This window comes from Flavobacterium sp. B167r (assembly GCF_056824315.1).
Genome location: NZ_CP124859.1, coordinates 437929 through 455000 on the forward strand (window position 1 = coordinate 437929; position 17072 = coordinate 455000).

General features: G+C 34.2%; 16 protein-coding genes and 2 tRNA genes (1 of these 18 running past the window's edge). 9 read left to right on the top strand and 9 right to left on the bottom strand.

Annotation, left to right across the window (positions count from 1 at the left end):
- Nucleotides 1-15: 15 nt before the first annotated feature.
- Nucleotides 16-1158, bottom strand: a complete 1143-nt coding sequence (locus QLQ96_RS02150) for an acyl-CoA dehydrogenase (RefSeq protein WP_482494296.1) — start codon at nt 1156-1158, stop codon at nt 16-18.
- 490 nt (nt 1159-1648) lie between these two features.
- Here QLQ96_RS02150 and QLQ96_RS02155 point away from each other — a divergent pair, with 490 nt between their 5' ends.
- The 3 genes from QLQ96_RS02155 to QLQ96_RS02165 all read left to right on the top strand — a co-directional run bounded on the left by QLQ96_RS02155 (nt 1649) and on the right by QLQ96_RS02165 (nt 5120).
- Nucleotides 1649-2224, top strand: a complete 576-nt coding sequence (locus tag QLQ96_RS02155) for a chalcone isomerase family protein (RefSeq protein WP_482494298.1) — start codon at nt 1649-1651, stop codon at nt 2222-2224.
- 142 nt (nt 2225-2366) lie between these two features.
- On the top strand, nt 2367-3593 hold the full coding sequence (locus QLQ96_RS02160; protein WP_482494300.1) for a Glu/Leu/Phe/Val dehydrogenase dimerization domain-containing protein: 1227 nt from the start codon (nt 2367-2369) through the stop codon (nt 3591-3593).
- A 621-nt stretch (nt 3594-4214) separates the two neighbouring features.
- Entirely contained in the window at nt 4215-5120 is a 906-nt protein-coding gene (locus QLQ96_RS02165) for an energy transducer TonB (protein ID WP_482494302.1), read from the top strand.
- Between the two features lie 154 nt (nt 5121-5274).
- On the opposite strand, the gene QLQ96_RS02170 is transcribed toward QLQ96_RS02165, so the two are convergent.
- The 3 genes from QLQ96_RS02170 to QLQ96_RS02180 form a co-directional block, all read right to left on the bottom strand.
- The gene (locus tag QLQ96_RS02170) at nt 5275-7536 is read right to left on the bottom strand and encodes a tail fiber domain-containing protein (protein ID WP_482494304.1); all 2262 of its coding nucleotides are present in this window, start codon (nt 7534-7536) and stop codon (nt 5275-5277) included.
- A 358-nt stretch (nt 7537-7894) separates the two neighbouring features.
- Nucleotides 7895-8290, bottom strand: coding sequence for an ExbD/TolR family protein (locus tag QLQ96_RS02175; protein ID WP_008464192.1), 396 nt, complete (start codon nt 8288-8290; stop codon nt 7895-7897).
- Between the two features lie 3 nt (nt 8291-8293).
- Entirely contained in the window at nt 8294-8989 is a 696-nt protein-coding gene (locus tag QLQ96_RS02180; protein WP_482494306.1) for a MotA/TolQ/ExbB proton channel family protein, read from the bottom strand.
- Between the two features lie 130 nt (nt 8990-9119).
- On the opposite strand from QLQ96_RS02180, the gene QLQ96_RS02185 reads away from it, so the two are divergent.
- From QLQ96_RS02185 to QLQ96_RS02205, 5 genes are all read left to right on the top strand, one after another.
- A complete protein-coding gene (locus tag QLQ96_RS02185) occupies nt 9120-10346 on the top strand; it encodes a bifunctional folylpolyglutamate synthase/dihydrofolate synthase (protein WP_482494310.1) in 1227 nt (408 codons plus the stop codon).
- A 178-nt stretch (nt 10347-10524) separates the two neighbouring features.
- Nucleotides 10525-10599, top strand: a tRNA-Val gene (locus QLQ96_RS02190).
- 59 nt (nt 10600-10658) lie between these two features.
- Nucleotides 10659-10910, top strand: coding sequence for a GIY-YIG nuclease family protein (locus tag QLQ96_RS02195; protein WP_482494311.1), 252 nt, complete (start codon nt 10659-10661; stop codon nt 10908-10910).
- Between the two features lie 183 nt (nt 10911-11093).
- A complete protein-coding gene (locus QLQ96_RS02200; protein ID WP_482494313.1) occupies nt 11094-11651 on the top strand; it encodes a hypothetical protein in 558 nt (185 codons plus the stop codon).
- A gap of 125 nt (nt 11652-11776) precedes the next feature.
- Nucleotides 11777-11851: transfer RNA gene (locus tag QLQ96_RS02205), tRNA-Val, on the top strand.
- 257 nt (nt 11852-12108) lie between these two features.
- Here QLQ96_RS02205 and QLQ96_RS02210 read toward each other — a convergent pair.
- Nucleotides 12109-12468 carry a MerR family transcriptional regulator gene (locus QLQ96_RS02210; RefSeq protein ID WP_482494315.1) on the bottom strand — a complete coding sequence of 120 codons (360 nt, stop codon included), beginning with the start codon at nt 12466-12468 and terminating at the stop codon, nt 12109-12111.
- Between the two features lie 240 nt (nt 12469-12708).
- On the opposite strand from QLQ96_RS02210, the gene QLQ96_RS02215 reads away from it, so the two are divergent.
- Nucleotides 12709-13272 (top strand): adenylate kinase family protein, encoded by a 564-nt coding sequence (locus tag QLQ96_RS02215; protein ID WP_482494317.1) that lies wholly within the window; start codon nt 12709-12711, stop codon nt 13270-13272.
- 94 nt (nt 13273-13366) lie between these two features.
- Here QLQ96_RS02215 and QLQ96_RS02220 read toward each other — a convergent pair whose 3' ends face one another.
- From QLQ96_RS02220 to lpxA, 4 genes are all read right to left on the bottom strand, one after another.
- Complete coding sequence (locus QLQ96_RS02220) at nt 13367-14452, bottom strand: serine hydrolase domain-containing protein (protein WP_482494319.1); 1086 nt, start codon at nt 14450-14452, stop codon at nt 13367-13369.
- Between the two features lie 203 nt (nt 14453-14655).
- Nucleotides 14656-15756, bottom strand: coding sequence for an acyltransferase family protein (locus tag QLQ96_RS02225; RefSeq protein ID WP_482494321.1), 1101 nt, complete (start codon nt 15754-15756; stop codon nt 14656-14658).
- Between the two features lie 99 nt (nt 15757-15855).
- Nucleotides 15856-16449, bottom strand: a complete 594-nt coding sequence (locus QLQ96_RS02230; protein ID WP_482494322.1) for a YdeI/OmpD-associated family protein — start codon at nt 16447-16449, stop codon at nt 15856-15858.
- A 59-nt stretch (nt 16450-16508) separates the two neighbouring features.
- Nucleotides 16509-17072, bottom strand: partial view of an acyl-ACP--UDP-N-acetylglucosamine O-acyltransferase gene (lpxA, locus tag QLQ96_RS02235; RefSeq protein WP_482494324.1) — the 3' portion only. 210 nt of this gene lie beyond the right edge of the window; only the last 564 of its 774 coding nucleotides appear in the window; its start codon lies off the right edge, out of view — the gene reads right to left on this strand; the stop codon is at nt 16509-16511.

Sequence of the window (17072 nt, forward strand, 5' to 3'; positions counted from 1 at the left end):
ATTGATAACCTAATTTTATCCTGCGATTACTGATCTTGAAATTACGATTTTCTGAATTTCAGATGTTCCTTCATAAATCTGAGTGATTTTTGCATCGCGCATCATACGCTCTACGTGATATTCTTTTACATATCCATTTCCTCCGTGAATTTGAACTGCTTCAACCGCAGTATCCATTGCAACTTGAGAAGCAAAAAGTTTCGCCATTGCACCGCTCACATCATAATTTTTATGCTGGTCTTTATCCCAAGCTGCTTTCATACATAAATGACGAGCCGCTTCAATATTCACAGCCATGTCTGCCAATTTGAAAGCAATTGCTTGATGATTGCAGATTTCAGTTCCGAAAGCTTTACGCTCTTTAGAATATTTCAAAGCCAATTCGTAAGCTCCAGAAGCAATTCCTAAAGCTTGAGAAGCGATTCCTATTCTTCCTCCAGCCAAAGTTTTCATTGCAAATTTAAATCCGAAACCGTCTTCACCGATTCTGTTTTCTTTTGGAACTTTCACATCAGAAAACATTAAAGAGTGCGTATCAGATCCGCGGATTCCCATTTTTTGTTCTTTTGGTCCAACTGAGAAACCTGGCATATCTTTCGTCATAATCAAAGCATTGATTCCTTTGTGCTTTAATTCTGGATGCGTTTGCGCAATTACTAAATATACAGAAGCGGTGTTTCCGTTTGTAATCCAGTTTTTGGTACCATTAACTAAATAATGGTCTCCCATATCAATCGCAGTTGTTTTTTGCGAAGTTGCATCACTTCCTGCTTCAGGCTCACTTAAACAAAATGCTCCGTGAATTTCTCCAGAAGCCAAACCTGGCAAATATTTTTGTTTTTGCTCTTCAGTTCCATATTCTTGCAATCCCCAGCAAACTAATGAATTGTTTACCGACATTACAACAGATGCAGAAGCGTCTATTTTAGAAATTTCTTCCATTGCAATAACATAAGAAATAGCGTCTAACCCACTTCCTCCGTATTTAGGATCAACCATCATTCCCATAAATCCAAGCTCACCCATTTTTTTGACTTGCTCAGTTGGAAAAATTTGTTTTTCGTCACGTTCAATAACTCCCGGCAACAATTCATTTTGAGCAAAATCTCTTGCTGCCTGCTGAATCATTAAATGTTCTTCGGTTAGATTAAAATCCATAGTAGTATACTTTAAATGTTTTTTCAGCTAAAATTAAAAACAGAATTTCAGCATGATGGTTTTATGTTTTTGTGATTTTTCGGATGCCCTTAATTTTTAAATCAAAGGCTTCCAAAGATACTTTTTAAATGTTTAATTACAATGCGCGCATATAAATTTAATAGATCAGCAAAGATTACGATAACGTTTTCGTTATTATTTAGCTTTTCTTTCAAAAGAGCGTTAATTTGGCAACAAATTTTCTAAAATTTAGCATTCAAATTGCACATAAAAATTTAATAATTTTAAAAAAATGACGATTCTTAAACCTTAAAAAAATTAAACAATTCTTAAAATCAGTAAAACTACGTAAACCTAGTCTTACTAAATTGATTTATAATGTAATACAAAAATTAAACATCAAATGATGAATAAAAAAATATCTTCAACATGAACCAAATATTAATAAATTAACATTATTTTTGCCTTAAAAATAAATTTTTGATAGAATATGAAAAAGATTTTACTTTTACTGACAGTCTTGTTAAGCGTGCAATTTTCGACTGTTTCTGCTCAAACTCAAATTGAAGTTAATGGTGTAAGCGTGCCTAGAAAAATTGATTTTCAAGGAAAGCCATTACAACTAAATGGTGCTGGCGGCAGATCTAAAATGTGGTTGGAAGTTTACGTTCAGGCATTGTATTTATCTCAACTAGCCCAAGATCCTCAATTTATTATAAACAGCGATACTGAAATGGCTATTAGAATTGAAATCACTTCTTCGATGGTTTCTTCTAGCAAACTAACAAAAGCTATGAATTCAGGTTTTGAAAAATCTGCAGGAGAAAATCTTGAACAATTGCGTCCTAGAATTGAAGAGCTAAAAAACTATTTAAGCGACGCAATTACTGAAAAAGATGTATTTGTTTTGGCTTATAATCCTTTAGACCAAAATGTTTATGTTTCTAAAAATGAAGTTTTGAAAGGAAAAATCTCTGGATTTGATTTCAAAAAAGCATTATTCGGAATCTGGCTTTCTGACAAACCAGTTGACGAAACTTTGAAAAAACATTTATTAGGACAATAATTCTTAATTTTTTGAATATTCAGAAAGCCGAAAACCAAATAGTTTTCGGCTTTTCTTTTTTGTTTACTAAATTTGATGCAAAATACATTATTCGCATTATTCTATTTTATACATTTACGCAAAATAAACATATCACAACAAAATGAAAGATTTATTACAACAATTTGAAAACAAAGCACCTGAAATTGTTTTCAATTGGAAAGATTCAGAAACAGAAGCCGAAGGGTGGACTGTAATTAATTCACTTCGCGGAGGAGCTGCGGGTGGAGGAACGAGAATGAGAAAAGGCTTAGACATGAACGAAGTTTTGTCTTTGGCTAAAACTATGGAAGTTAAATTCTCAGTTTCTGGTCCTGCAATTGGAGGAGCTAAATCTGGAATTAATTTTGATCCAAACGATCCTCGCAAAAAAGGTGTTTTGCAGCGTTGGTACAAAGCTGTTTCTCCGTTATTGAAAAGCTACTACGGAACTGGAGGTGATTTAAATGTTGATGAAATTCACGAAGTTATTCCGATGACGGAAGAATGTGGTGTTTGGCATCCGCAGGAAGGTGTTTTCAACGGACACTTTAGACCAACAGAAGCAGACAAAATCAATAGAATTGGACAATTGCGCCAAGGTGTAATTAAGGTTATCGAAAACCCGAAATTCTCGCCAGACGTAACTAGAAAATATACCGTTGCCGATATGATTACGGGGTATGGCGTTGCAGAAGCGGTTCGCCACTTTTACGCAACTTACGGCGGAGACATTAAAGGCAAAAAAGCAATCGTGCAAGGTTTTGGAAACGTTGGTTCTGCTGCAGCTTTTTATTTAGCTGAAATGGGTGCAAGTGTTATCGGAATTATTGATCGCGATGGCGGATTAATTAAAGAAGAAGGTTTTTCTTTTGAAGAAATCAGAACTTTGTTTTTAAATAAAGACGGAAATAAATTGGTTGCTGAGAATATGATTCCGTTTGAGGAAATCAATTCTAGAATCTGGACAATTGGCGCTGAGATTTTCACGCCTTGCGCTGCTTCAAGATTGGTTGCTCAAGATCAAATTGACAACTTAATCGCAAACGGATTGGAAGTTATTTCATGCGGTGCAAATGTTCCTTTTGCTGACAAAGAAATTTTCTTTGGTTCTATCATGGAGCAAGTGGATCAAAAAGTGAGTTTGATTCCTGACTTTATTTCAAACTGCGGAATGGCGAGAGTTTTTGCTTATTTCATGGAGAAAAAAGTTCAAATGACCGATGAGGCAATTTTTAATGATACCTCTGAAACGATTAAAAATGCAATCGTAAAAGCTCATGTTTTAAACGCATCTAAAACAAATATTAGTGCAACTGCTTTCGAAATTGCTTTGAAACAGTTGGTGTAATTATAAAACAATTCAATTCTAAATGAGTCAAATTAGTTTTTGGCTCTTTTTTTTTTACCGCTAAGTTTTTTTTTACCGCAAAGCACGCGAAGGTATTTTTATTGAAGCGCAAGCAAGATCTAAATTTTAAGTTCGCAAAGCTTTGTGCACATTTCGCTTTGCGATCTTTTACGGTTTATTAAGATTGCACAAAAAACCTTTGCGTGCTTTGCGGTTAAATTATACGCTTTTTTTACCGCAAAGCACGCTAAGTTATTTTAATTGAAGCGCAAGCAAGATCTAAATTTTAAGTTCGCAAAGCTTTGTGCACATTTCGCTTTGCGATCTTTTGCGGTTTATTAAGATTGCATAAAAAACCTTTGCGTGCTTTGCGGTTAAATTATATGCTTTTTTTACTGCAAAGTACGCGAAGGTATTTTTATTGTAGCGCAAGCAAGATCTAAATTTTAAGTTCGCAAAGCTTTGTGCACATTTCGCTTTGCGATCTTTTGCGGTTTATTAAGATTGCATAAAAAACCTTTGCGTGCTTTGCGGTTAAAAACCACATGGCTATTCCATTCTAAACAATTTTTACTACTTTTAAACGTTTTTAAAATAATACATTTCAAAATTCAGAATTCAATGAGTTTCACTATTTCTTCAGATAAAAAGAAATCATTATTATTTACTACTGCAATCTATGTGGTGATCATTGCATTGCTGTTTTTTATACGTTTTTGGCCTCCTTATAATCCTGAAAACAACGTTGCTCTTGCTGATGGCGGAGGTGGCGGCGGAGGCGTAACTGTAAATTTTGGCGATAGCGACTTAGGTTCTGGAGCGAATTATAAAAGTGAAGTTTTGGATGTTAAAAACAATGTAAAGCAAGCGCCTGCAAAAGCAACTCACGAAGAAGAAGCTATCATTTCTCAAGAAAATACAACTGCGGATAATGATGTTGTTATTCCGACGAAAGAAAAACCTAAAAAACCTGTTCCTGTTGAGAAACCTGTGCAAAAACCTGTACCAGAAAAACCAAAAGTTTCTAACTCAACAAATGATGCTTTAGCCAGCATTATGAAAGGTTCTAACAAAGGTGGCGATGGAGATGATAAAGCAGCTGGAAATAAAGGAAAATCGAACGGAAGTTTAAACTCAAACGGTTATTACGGAAGCGGTGGTTCTGGCGGAGGAACTGGAGGCGGTAACGGAACCGGAAGTGGCATTGGCACAGGAAGCGGTTACGGAGCCGGAAGCGGCGGCGGTTCTGGCGGAGGCTCAGGTTATTCTTTAAACGGAAGAAAAGCATTATCGAAACCTGCACCAAAATACACTTGCAACGAAGAAGGAACGGTTGTAGTTGAAGTAACGGTAGATCAAACTGGGAAAACCGTAAGCGCAACTGCCGGAATTAAAGGAACTACAAACAAAGCTAGTTGTTTATTAGAACAAGCAAAAATAGCGGCTCTAAATACAAAATGGTCTGCTGATGATAAAGCAGCAGCAAAACAAGTTGGGAAGATTATTTATAATTTCAATTTGAATTAAAATTATAAAACGCATTAGAAAGGCTTTCAGATACTGAAAGCCTTTTTTATTAAGCTTTGTTTCGACTCACTTACTTCGTCTAGTTTGTGTGTAAAAAAAAAGACCGCTCTATATTAGAACAGTCTTTTTTTGCTTAAAATATTTTATAAAAATACTATTTTGACATTAGCGTTTTCATTTGTTTTTCTAATGCCTCAATTTTAGCATTTTGTGTTTCTATTTGTGTTTGTTGTTCTTGCATCGCTTTAGCAAGAACAGAAATTAAATCATTGTAACGAACGCTGTATCTGTCTTCACCTTGATCGTATGAAATCATACCGGTTTTATCAACTGGTACGCCGTTTTTCTCTAATGTTGCCATTAGATCCTGTGCAATAAAACCATATTCGTTTTTGTCGCTCACTCCGTTGCCTTGATTGATGTAACGATTGTACACTACAGGTTTCAGTTGTTTTACAAAATCAAGACCCAATGGATTACTTTTTATATTTGTTTTTAATCTTGCATCAGATGTTGTTGTCCAAGCTACACGAATACCAGCGTATACTATATTATTATCCCCTATTGTGACTTGGTTATCACCATTCAAATTTGGTACATTTGCACCACCGCCAATCATTAAGTTGTTCCAACCTGACTTTTGATCAGCACCTGCAGCAACTCCAATAGCTGTATTGCCCCTTCCATTAACTTGATATAATGCATTATCACCAACTGCAACATTATCATTTCCTGTTGTGTTTAATCGAAGTGCACCGAAACCGACTGCTGTATTAAGTTCACCTGTTGTATTTGCTTTTAGTGCTTCGAAACCAATTGCTGTATTGGCAAGTCCTCCGGTGTTAGATATAAGTGCGCTAACACCTACTGCTGTATTCTCCCACCCCCATGTGTTGTTTAAAAGTGCATTTACCCCCATAGCCGTATTATCATGTCCTGTTGTATTTTGTTGAAGAGCACTTATACCAACTGCTGAATTATAAGAACCTGTAGAGTTATTCAAAAGTGAATTAACTCCCATTGATGAATTATAACTCCCCATTGTAGTATTTGCAAGTGAACCCGTACCCACTGCTGAATTCCAAGTACCGGTAGTGTTTGCTACAAGCGCATCTGCACCAATTGCTGTATTATAATCGGCTGTTGTATTTGCTTGAAGCGCTCTAATACCTACTGCTGTATTCTTTTTTCCGGTTGAGTTTGATGCAAGTGCATTGGAGCCCAAGGCTGAATTCTCGTTCCCTGTGGTGTTCTGTGTCAATGCACCAGACCCTAAAGCAACTAGATTACCTCCCGTCGTATTTGCCGCTAAAGCATTCTGACCAATCGCCGTATTTACTGCTCCTGTTGTGTTTTTATTTAGTGCTCTAAATCCAATGGCAATATTATAATCGGTAATGTTTGCTGCCAAAGCTTCATACCCCATTGCCACGTTGTGGCTTGTTGTTTTGTTATCTCTAAGAGCTTCATAACCTATTGCAATATTAGCGAATCCGGTTGTATTGTTTTTTAAGGTACCAGGACCAATTGCCACCAATTGAGAACCTTCTGTGTTTTTACCTAGTGCATCAACACCCATTGCCGAGTTATTAGATCCCGTAGTATTTAAATAAAGTGCAGAATTACCAACTGCTACATTCCTAGTTCCTGTAGTATTTGAATATAATGCATGAGTACCAACTGCTGTATTAAAATCACCAGTAGTGGAAGTGTAAAGTGCATAAAAACCAATTCCTGTATTACGATTACCGGAGATGTTACTTGCAAGCGCATTGACACCAAAAGCTGAATTCTCGTTTCCTATAGTGTTATGGCTAAGTGTATTGATCCCCAACGCCGAGTTATTATATCCTGTAGTGTTTGACGAAAGCGCATCCTTACCTACTGTGGTATTACTAAAAACCTGACCACCTCCTAAACCAACAGTAATATTATTAATCAACGCATCTTTGCTAACATCTAATTGTGCCTGAGGATTATTTTTTCCTATACCTACTTTTCCCATTTGGTAAATATTCTGAGTATTGGCTGTTGCACCTGCTTGAGTTGCTACATCATACCAAGGTTCTGCACCTCCTGATGATGCTGATCCTTCGGCTGCAATGCGCACCCATTTTGTACCGTCGTAGTAATATTCTCCTGGTGTAACGGCTGTTGCGCCAGCACCTGCGGTAGCAAGATTGTACACTTTCATACCAGATAAAACGGTTCCTATAAGCGGCGCTACATTATCGGTCGCGACCAAAGAAACTCTTGGCAGTAATAAACCTTTGTTATTTTGACTATTGGCACCATTCAAATCTAATTGTGCATTTCTTTGAGGATTATTTGTTGGCATTCCAACTTGCGCGTATGCGCTACCCATACCTAAAGCAAGCAATAAAGTGGCTGCTCCTAAAATTTTTTTCGTTTTCATTAATTTCCGCGTTTAACTATTATTTAAAAGTTTTATTGGAGTATAATTTTATACGGAGTAAAATTATAGGGACAGTCTTGGATCAGACGTAGAATGGTTCCCTCAAAAAATGTAGATTAAGTACTACATTGATTAAAGTTTTGTTTGTGAAGAAATGACAAGATTGCGCTCAAAGATTGGCGATTAAGCATAAACGTTCTGTTTGTTATAGAAATCGCAATGACATGTTTGCTCGCGTGAGGGATAGGAAGAAGCTACCGAAGTAGCCTGGATAGCCCGACCGCAATAAAAAAATGGGCGAATCAACGTTATGCTGATTGGCCCATTTTTTTATTGTGGTCACGCCCTAATTATAAATTTATTTGGGACTTGTGGCAATTACAAATTTCAGATTGTTCTTCACTCCTATTTGCAAAACATCTACTAAGTCTTGAACTTGGAGATTAAACGGAATTCGAACCACAACGGTTTGTTCTTTGTCTGTTCCTATTTTTGACATTAAACTCGTTTCTAGATTTTCGAAATCTACTTCTTGTTTGTCAATGTAGAACTTTTTATCTTCTGTAACCGATAAACTTATTAGCTGTTTATTGGTTTTTTCATTCGCTTTGGCTTTTGGCAAAGTCATCTTAATCACATTCGGATTTGCCAGTGTTGAGATAATTAAGAAAAACAACAGCAGGAAAAACATAATGTCACTCAAAGATGAAGTTGCAACTTCGGCGTGAAATCTTCTTTTTCTTTTAATAGACATGGCTTATGCTCTTTGAATTATATTGACAAATTCTAAAATCTGTTTCTGAATTTTTAAAGCAAAATTATCGATCTTTCCGTTCAATAAGTGGTACGCGCTATAGGCAATAATACCCACAATTAATCCAGATCCAGAACTGATCATTTTTTCGTATAAACCTCCAGAAATATTTCCGATACTGATATTTTCTGTAACCGAAATGCTGTAGAAAATTTTAATAACCCCAGAAATCGTTCCGATGAAACCTAACGTTGGCGCAATACCAGCGATAAGTCCGAGGTGGCCTAAATGTCTTTCCATTTCGCCAATTTCGATATCGGCAGCGCGGTCCATGTTAGATTCTATTTCGGCAATTGGTCTTCCGATCACTAGAACACCTTCTTTTAAAATATTTCCGGCTGCAGTATTGCTTCTTTCTACAATGGTACGTGCTAATTCAATATTTCCAGAATTCAATTTATCGCCAATATCTTGCATTAATCGGTCGTCAATTTTAGACGCACGGCTAATGTACATGTAACGCTCAAAAATCAGGTAAATAGTGTAAAACAATAAAATCGCGATCGGAATTAAGAAAACCCCTCCTTTCATGATAAACCCAAACATTGAAATTTCATTTTGTGGCGCTGCAACCTTCTCTATCACTACATTTGAAGCATTTGCGATTGTATCTGTTTGTAACTGAATAAAAGTAAACATATATTAATTCTGGTTTTTAATAATTAATTCTAAAAAATATTTGAAATTTGCAATAAAGATAATTTTCGCTGTAATATTAAACTACAAAAATCGAAATTTATTTCAATCAACAACCATTTTATCTAAACAAATGAACTATCAAGAGACTACCAATTGGATGTTTAATCAATTGCCAATGTATCAATTGCAAGGCGCTTCTGCGTATAAAGAAGATTTAACGAATATCAAATTATTGGCAGCCCATCTTGACCATCCAGAAAAGAAACTGAAATGCATACACGTTGCGGGAACAAACGGAAAAGGTTCGACTTCGCACATGCTTTCTTCTGTTCTTCAGGAAGCGGGTTACAAAGTTGGTTTGTACACTTCGCCGCACTTAAAAGATTTTAGAGAAAGAATTAAAATAAGCGGCAAAGAAATCTCGGAAGAGTTTGTGATCGAATTTGTTGCGAAACACAAAGATTTTTTTGAAGCGAATGATATGAGTTTCTTCGAAATGTCGGTTGGTTTGGCTTTTGATTATTTTGCTGCCGAAAAAGTGGATGTCGCGATTATCGAAGTTGGCCTTGGCGGAAGATTGGACGCAACGAATATTATTACGCCTTTGGTTTCGGTAATTACGAATATTGGTTTAGATCATACTCAGTTTTTAGGAAATACTTTGGAAGCGATTGCTGGCGAAAAAGCTGGAATTATCAAACCAAACGTTCCCGTTGTGATTGGCGAATATAATGACGAAACAAAACCTGTTTTTTTGGCTAAAGCCGAAGCGAACAATGCGTCGATTTATTTTGCTTCAGATTTAATTGATCAGATTTATTTGTCGGACTTAGTTGGCGATTATCAGTTTCATAATAAAAAGACGGTTCAGCAGACGATTTCGATTTTAAACAATGAAACTGATTTTAAAATTTCGATTGAACAACTGAAAGAAGGTTTATTGCATGTTGTAAAAAATACAGGTTTGCAAGGCAGATGGCAACAATTGGGAGAAAACCCGAAAATTATTTGCGACACGGCGCACAACAAACACGGATTATTGGTTGTGATGAATCAGTTGAAGAATGAGAAATTCGAAAATCTTCATATTGTTTTGGGCGTGGTTAACGATAAAGATTTAGATTCTATTTTGCCATTATTCCCAAAAGAGGCTCAATATTATTTCTGCAGTCCGAATTCGTCGAGAGGTCTTCCTGCCGAAACTTTAAAAAATGCAGCTGAAAATTTCGATTTAAAAGGAGAAAAATATGATTCTGTTGCAATCGCTTTCGCGGAAGCAAAGAAAAATGCCTCAGAAAATGATTTTATTTACGCCGGCGGAAGCACTTTTGTAGTTGCCGAATTGCCTTTGGACTAAAATATACTTTTGATTTAGAAAAAACTTTAAAAAATTCATTTTAATAACAAATTCATAAACAAATAGATATAAGTTATTTTTAAAAAAGTTTTATTTTTTCTTTCTTTTTCTTTGCAGAACTCGAAAACAAGCGTATATTTGCACTCGCAATCACAAACGATAGCAACCTAGTAAAATAGGGCGATTAGCTCAGCTGGTTCAGAGCACCTCGTTTACACCGAGGGGGTCGGGGGTTCGAACCCCTCATCGCCCACAGAATTCCAAAAACTCCAAAGTCTTATGATTTTGGAGTTTTTTGCTTTAATACACTTCATGAATTTTACAGTTTATATATTATTTAGCGAAAGCAAGAATAAATTCTATATTGGATTTACTTCCAATTTAGAAGAAAGACTCATTAGACACAATCAAAAAAGCAAAGGTTTTACAGGAAACACAAATGATTGGAAAGTTGTTTATACCGAAAACTACGAAACCAAAGAGCTTGCACACAAAAGGGAATTGCAAATAAAATCATGGAAAAGCAGAATTAAAATTCAAGAACTAATAAAGAATAAAGATTAGCTCAGCTAGTTCAGAGCATTCCGATTTTTCATCGGAAGTGGTCGGGGGTTCGAACCTTCCGACGAATCGGAACAAGCTATCATCGCCCACCAAGAAACTCCTTAAGAAATTAAGGAGTTTTTTTTTGCTTATTAATATCTTACTTTTAAACTCTAAAGAAATCTTTATTAGCAAAAACTGCACATGAGAAACGAAGAAGACTGCCCAAAAGCTGAACGATTCTTATTTTGTGACACATATCTCTCAGACAAAGGAACTGAATTATCACAAAATGCAATAATCAAACGATTTACAAATCGTGATAAAAATGAGTACTATCAAAAATACATAAGCTGGAAAAGAAAAGAAAACGAAATTATTGTCTTTACCATGTATGCTTATGCAGACTTAAAGCTAAAAAAAGAATTTGATTGCATCTTTAACTATAACAATCCAGACGAGTTTGTTTTGGAAAAATTCACTTTAACCCAATCAATTTACGAAGGTTGGATTCCAATCGACAATGTTGAAGATGGACACAAGCATTTAATGGTTTTAAATTTTGAAAATGAAATTCCACAAATACTTTTCAAACTACATAAAGAAGACACATTAGGAGATACAAGACCTAAAACTCACACCAGATTAGGTTTCTGTAATAAAAAAGATTTTGAAGCCATTGCTAACAATCTTAAGAAACGTCATTTGCTAATGGAAAAATACGGATTGGAATACTGGAAACATGTAGACGAAGAAATATAAAATTATTAAAAATCTGAGCTTTCGAAATATTTAAAAACTTATAAAAGTTAAAAAATGTTTGCAGAACTCAAAAACAAACGTATATTTGCACTCGCAATCAGAAATGATAGCAACCTAGTAAAATAGGGCGATTAGCTCAGCTGGTTCAGAGCACCTCGTTTACACCGAGGGGGTCGGGGGTTCGAACCCCTCATCGCCCACAGAATTCCAAAAACTCCAAAGTCTAAAGATTTTGGAGTTTTTTGCTTTAATACACTTCATGAATTTTACAGTTTATATATTATTTAGCGAAAGGAAAAGTAGAGTTAAAAATTCAGGAATTAATTATCAAAATTAGCTAAGCTGGTTTGAAAGATTCCGACGAATCAGAACAAGCTATCATCGCCCATAAAAAAACTCCTTAATTTCTTAAGGAGTTTTCTATAGTCTTTTAGTTCTAACAATTTCTAATTCACTATCAATCCTTATTTTGTATTTTCTCACATACTTTTTCAAGAAGATTTTTCGTCTGTTTGAAATATTTCATTTTATTATCAATCTCTTTTATTTTGGCCTGAAAAAGCTCTAACGTTTCAGGTTTCGAATCAGTATTTTCAAACCAACTGGTCAATATTTTTTTTATTTCCGCTAAAGAAAAACCAACTTCTCTTGCTTCCACAATAATTTCTAAACGCTCAATAGTATTACCATCGTAATGTTTGTAATTATTAGATTTAACTTCTTCATTTGTCAATCCTTTAATCATTCCTAGATTTTCATAATATCTAATAGTATGAATTGACAGTCCCGTTTTTTTTGATAATTCGTTTACAAGCATAGCGCTATTTTTTTAAATAAAAAACAATAAAGCATAGAGTATAGTATATACTTTTATGTTTCAAATATACTAATTATTATTACTTTAAGCACAAGAAATGAAATATAAAATAATTTTAATGATAGAAGGCACAAACGGAGTTAAAACATAGTTTTTCTCGTAAATTTATACTTCTTTATGCCGAAGAATAAATTCATTCATAGCTTTAAAGAATCGAAACGGAATTAACAACATAAATAAATGGAAATATTAATAATAACAGGCCCTCCCTATTCTGGAAAAGGCACGCAATGCGAAATTTTAAAAGAAGAACTTCAATTTGAGCATATTTCAACGGGCGACAGATGCCGTTTGGAAAAACAAAATGAAACAGAAATTGGAAAAATAATGTCTCAATATGAAGAAAAAGGAGATTTGGTTCCTGATTCTATAATGAAAGATCTTTTCAGTAAAATATTGGATGAAAACATCACTGCCAACGGAATTATTTTAGACGGTTATCCAAGAACAGAGCCTCAAGTAAATGATTTACTGGAACTTGTTAAATCTAAAAATCTGGAAATTGGAAAAGTAATCAATATCGATGTTCCGAAGGAAGAACTTTTGAAAAGAGCTAAAATAAGAGCCGAAACTTCTAACAGAAAAGACGACAAAGACGCAAACATTCATCTTAAAAGAATTGAAGTTTTTGAAAGCTCAACCAGACCCGCAATCGAATATATGAAGTCAAAAATAAAAGTTTTAACTTTTGACGGAACGGGCACAATTGAAGAAATCACAAAACGCATTAAGGATAATTTGTAAAAAACCGTCCTATAAAAAACTCCAAAATCAAATGACTTTGGAGTTTTTTTTATTGAATTAATCTCAAGAAACGAACTATTTCTATCGGAAAAAATTATAGATTAACTTTACTTTTTTTTGTGTTTTTTAAAACTATTTCTGAAATTTCATTCAACAAATTTTGTCTGATTTTCGAATTTCTTTGATCTAGCAATATTATAATTCCCCAGTTTTTTGCTCTGTCGTAACATATAATTGAAGATTGCCCCATCGAATCACCAGATTTCATATACAGTTTCTCTTTGTCATCAGTAGCGATGCTTACACCTAATCCTAGTTCTCTTTTCTCATCTTTATAAAAGATTTTTTCTGTAACTAGAGCAGCTTTTCCTACCGAACTATCTTGATTTAAAACTGCCTTTAAATACTTAACCATATCAACAGCGCTAGACTTCACCAATCCTGCCGGAGCAGTAACATTCCATTTAAAGAACTCCTGAATTCCACCATCAGGATTGTGTCCGACAGTTTTATTCTTTACATTAAAATCTGTTGTTAGCGTATTTTTCATCTGCAACGGATTTATAATTTTTTCTTTAATGATTTCATCATAACTTTTGTTATACAGTTTTTCTAGTATTTGTCCCAATAAAGTATATCCAATTGTCGAATAGCGATATTTACCATAATCTTTTAGTTCAGTACAATTATTAACCAAACTAATGAATGTTTCTTTGGTTACACTGCTTACAGGCTGTTGCGGATTTAATTCAATCAATTTTCCAAAATCTATATCTGGCAAACCTGATTGATGCGAAGCTAAATCGGAAATTTTGATTTTGTTTTTTAGATTTTCATTCAAAACATATTCTAAAGGAAGAAAACCATCTATATAATCATCCAATTTTATTTTTCCTTCAAGAGCGGCTTGTGCAATTAAATTTGATGTCAAAATTTTAGTAATCGAAGCAATTTCAAATATGGTTTTTTTATTGATTTCAATTTTACTTTCTGCATTCAAATTGCCATAAGAGGCATAGAATTCCTGATTGTTTTTAATAAAACCAACACTAATACCTATTTGTGGATTTTTTTGATAGCTGTCCTTTACTATTGAATCAATTTTTTTAGAAATATCTTGTCCAAAAGAAATAGTGCTTACTAATAATAGTCCGGTTAAAAATTGTAATGTAGTTTTCATTGTATCGCGTTTTTAGGTTAAAATTTATTTCGATACAAACTTGAGAAAGAAACCAATTATGCGCGACCGAATAAAAGCATTCGTCCGCATTTGCAAGAATAAATGAGTTCGAATCTTTTAATAAAAAAGTACGAGTAATTACAAAACCTACTTAAACAAAGACTTACAGCATATTGCTAATTCAATGTTCTGGAAATTTACAATTAAGAATTTGTCACTATTCTTTTCTTTCTTTTATTATTCAAATAATTTCTAACGGGAATATCATAAAGTACCATTACTAAATACGCAAAACCAACGAGCAAAATCACAGAAGTAATTACAATCAAAGTCAATTGCATTGTATCAGGCTTATAATTGGTATAATAATTTCCAAACATCCATAAAACCGCATAATGTGTCATGTATAACGGATAAGATATTTTTCCAGAAAAAATACAGGCTTTTTTCAATCCAGGCTTTAAGACAGCTCCCGCCCCTAAAGAAATTAGCAACGGAAAATACAATAAGACAACTAAAGGTTCAGAAATCCAATTCCATTCTGAAAATGGCATAATAAAAGCCAGTAATAACAAAATCGTTAATCCGCCAAAACCTAATTTGTTTTTAATAACCCAATTGGATCTGTAAATAAGTAATCCCGCTAAAAAAGAATAGGATATTCTAGCACAGCCATCCCAGAAAGTTGGGCCGCTCCAACCTCCTAATAAATTTCCAGAACTATATCCGACATAACAAATTGCAACTGCAGATAAAAAAGTTAAAATCACTAAATAACTGCGTCCGATTCTATAAGGTACAAATGCATACACAATATTTGCAATATATTCCCAAAACAACGACCAAGCAGGCGCATTAAAACTAAACAAATTAAATCCGCGATCTGCAATAACTGGAAACGGAATAAGAAATAAGGAACATATAAATGTCAAAATAATTTTTCCGGTGCTATACAATTCCAAATGACCACCAAATGGATCAAACAAAAAAGTAAATAATCCTAATATCGATCCCGCTATAACCAACGGATGCAATCTTATTATTCTAGATATAAAAAAATTACGAAGCCCCATTTTTGCAATACGATCATCGTAGGCATATCCGATTACGAATCCTGAAAGGCAAAAGAAAAAATCGACAGCTAAAAATCCGTGTCCAATAAAATTTTGGCTTGGATCGGTAAAAATCCATTCCATAAAATGAAATACAACAACAGCAAAAGCGGCGATGCCTCTTAATCCGTCTAAAATTTCAAAATGCTGTTTGGTTTCAAGAATTGCAGTAGTTGGTTTATTGGTATTCATTAAATTATAATATTCGTAATTAAGGTGATTTGGTAGCGTTGCAAGTTCTACAAATAAATATTCAAATCAAAATCAGAATTATTCAAAACTATGAACTCCCTAATCATTCAATCCTTTTCCATCTAAAATTCTTGGAATATTTTTCTCTATCCTAGCTTCTCTTGTTTTAGATTGTTTTGGCTGAGAAAAATGAAGCAAATATGCGCGCTGTCTTCCTGGAGTTAAAGCATAAAAAGCTTTTTTAAAACTAGCATCAGAATCAAATTTATGCCGAAGCTCTTCTGCTACTTCAAATTCAGAAACTTTTTTCAATTCTACTTTTTGTCCTGATTTTTCAATTTCAGCCGCTTCAAAAATATATTTTTTGAGAATTTCTTTTTTAGTCAAAATATCCTGAACATTCGTAAATCGAACTTGACGAGCCGCCTGTACATTTTCTGACTGCTGAATTAATATTTTATCCGGATCTTTCATTAAAGCGCCTTTAAAAAACAAAAAAGCACAATACTCTTTAAAAGCATGAATCAAAACAATATTTGCTCCATCAAAAGTATAACACGGAGATCCCCATTTCAATTCTTCCGCTAAATGACAGTCCAAAGCAATGTCTCTCAATTGCTCTAACTCCATTTTCCATTTTTCAGCTTTTTCGAAATAAAAATCAATTTTAGAATTCGCACTATATTCCGTCATAACAAATTAATTTAAAATACTAAATTAAATATATGGATTTTAGGCACGATTTCGGACTATCACAATTCGAAACCTTTCAAAATTCCTCTTTTTGACTGCTTAACAAAGTTTAAAATATTTTCACGTTCAACCGTTTCTTGAAATTTTTCAGCAATTAATTCCAAAGCAAATTTTGTATTTCTCTTTTCCTGAAATAAAACTCGGTAAATTGATCGAAGTTCATCAATTTTATTAGAACTAAATCCTCTTCGCTTTAGCCCTACCACATTCACTCCAGCAAATCGTAAAGGTTCATGAGCAGCAATTATATACGGTGGAACATCTTTGACAACCCGACTTAAGCCACTAATCATGGCATGTTCGCCAATAACTGAGAACTGATGTATAGCAGTCAAGCCACTTATATTTACCCAATCTTGAACAATTACTTCACCAGCCATTCCAACGCTAAATCCAATAATAGTATTATTTCCTATTATACAATCATGCCCAATATGAGCATTTGACATAATGAGATTAGAATTTCCAATACATGTTTTCCCCTTAGAAATTGTCCCTCTATTAATAGTCACAAACTCTCGGATTATATTATCATCTCCTATTTCAAGAAGAGTATATTCTTC

Coding starts and splice junctions, on each gene's coding strand:
- QLQ96_RS02150 (WP_482494296.1), bottom strand. CDS start 1,158: ATGGATTTTAATCTAACCGAAGAACATTTAATGATTCAGCAGGCAGCA.
- QLQ96_RS02155 (WP_482494298.1), top strand. CDS start 1,649: ATGAAAAAGATTTTACTTTTACTGACAGTCTTGTTAAGCGTGCAATTT.
- QLQ96_RS02160 (WP_482494300.1), top strand. CDS start 2,367: ATGAAAGATTTATTACAACAATTTGAAAACAAAGCACCTGAAATTGTT.
- QLQ96_RS02165 (WP_482494302.1), top strand. CDS start 4,215: ATGAGTTTCACTATTTCTTCAGATAAAAAGAAATCATTATTATTTACT.
- QLQ96_RS02170 (WP_482494304.1), bottom strand. CDS start 7,536: ATGAAAACGAAAAAAATTTTAGGAGCAGCCACTTTATTGCTTGCTTTA.
- QLQ96_RS02175 (WP_008464192.1), bottom strand. CDS start 8,290: ATGTCTATTAAAAGAAAAAGAAGATTTCACGCCGAAGTTGCAACTTCA.
- QLQ96_RS02180 (WP_482494306.1), bottom strand. CDS start 8,989: ATGTTTACTTTTATTCAGTTACAAACAGATACAATCGCAAATGCTTCA.
- QLQ96_RS02185 (WP_482494310.1), top strand. CDS start 9,120: ATGAACTATCAAGAGACTACCAATTGGATGTTTAATCAATTGCCAATG.
- QLQ96_RS02195 (WP_482494311.1), top strand. CDS start 10,659: ATGAATTTTACAGTTTATATATTATTTAGCGAAAGCAAGAATAAATTC.
- QLQ96_RS02200 (WP_482494313.1), top strand. CDS start 11,094: ATGAGAAACGAAGAAGACTGCCCAAAAGCTGAACGATTCTTATTTTGT.
- QLQ96_RS02210 (WP_482494315.1), bottom strand. CDS start 12,468: ATGCTTGTAAACGAATTATCAAAAAAAACGGGACTGTCAATTCATACT.
- QLQ96_RS02215 (WP_482494317.1), top strand. CDS start 12,709: ATGGAAATATTAATAATAACAGGCCCTCCCTATTCTGGAAAAGGCACG.
- QLQ96_RS02220 (WP_482494319.1), bottom strand. CDS start 14,452: ATGAAAACTACATTACAATTTTTAACCGGACTATTATTAGTAAGCACT.
- QLQ96_RS02225 (WP_482494321.1), bottom strand. CDS start 15,756: ATGAATACCAATAAACCAACTACTGCAATTCTTGAAACCAAACAGCAT.
- QLQ96_RS02230 (WP_482494322.1), bottom strand. CDS start 16,449: ATGACGGAATATAGTGCGAATTCTAAAATTGATTTTTATTTCGAAAAA.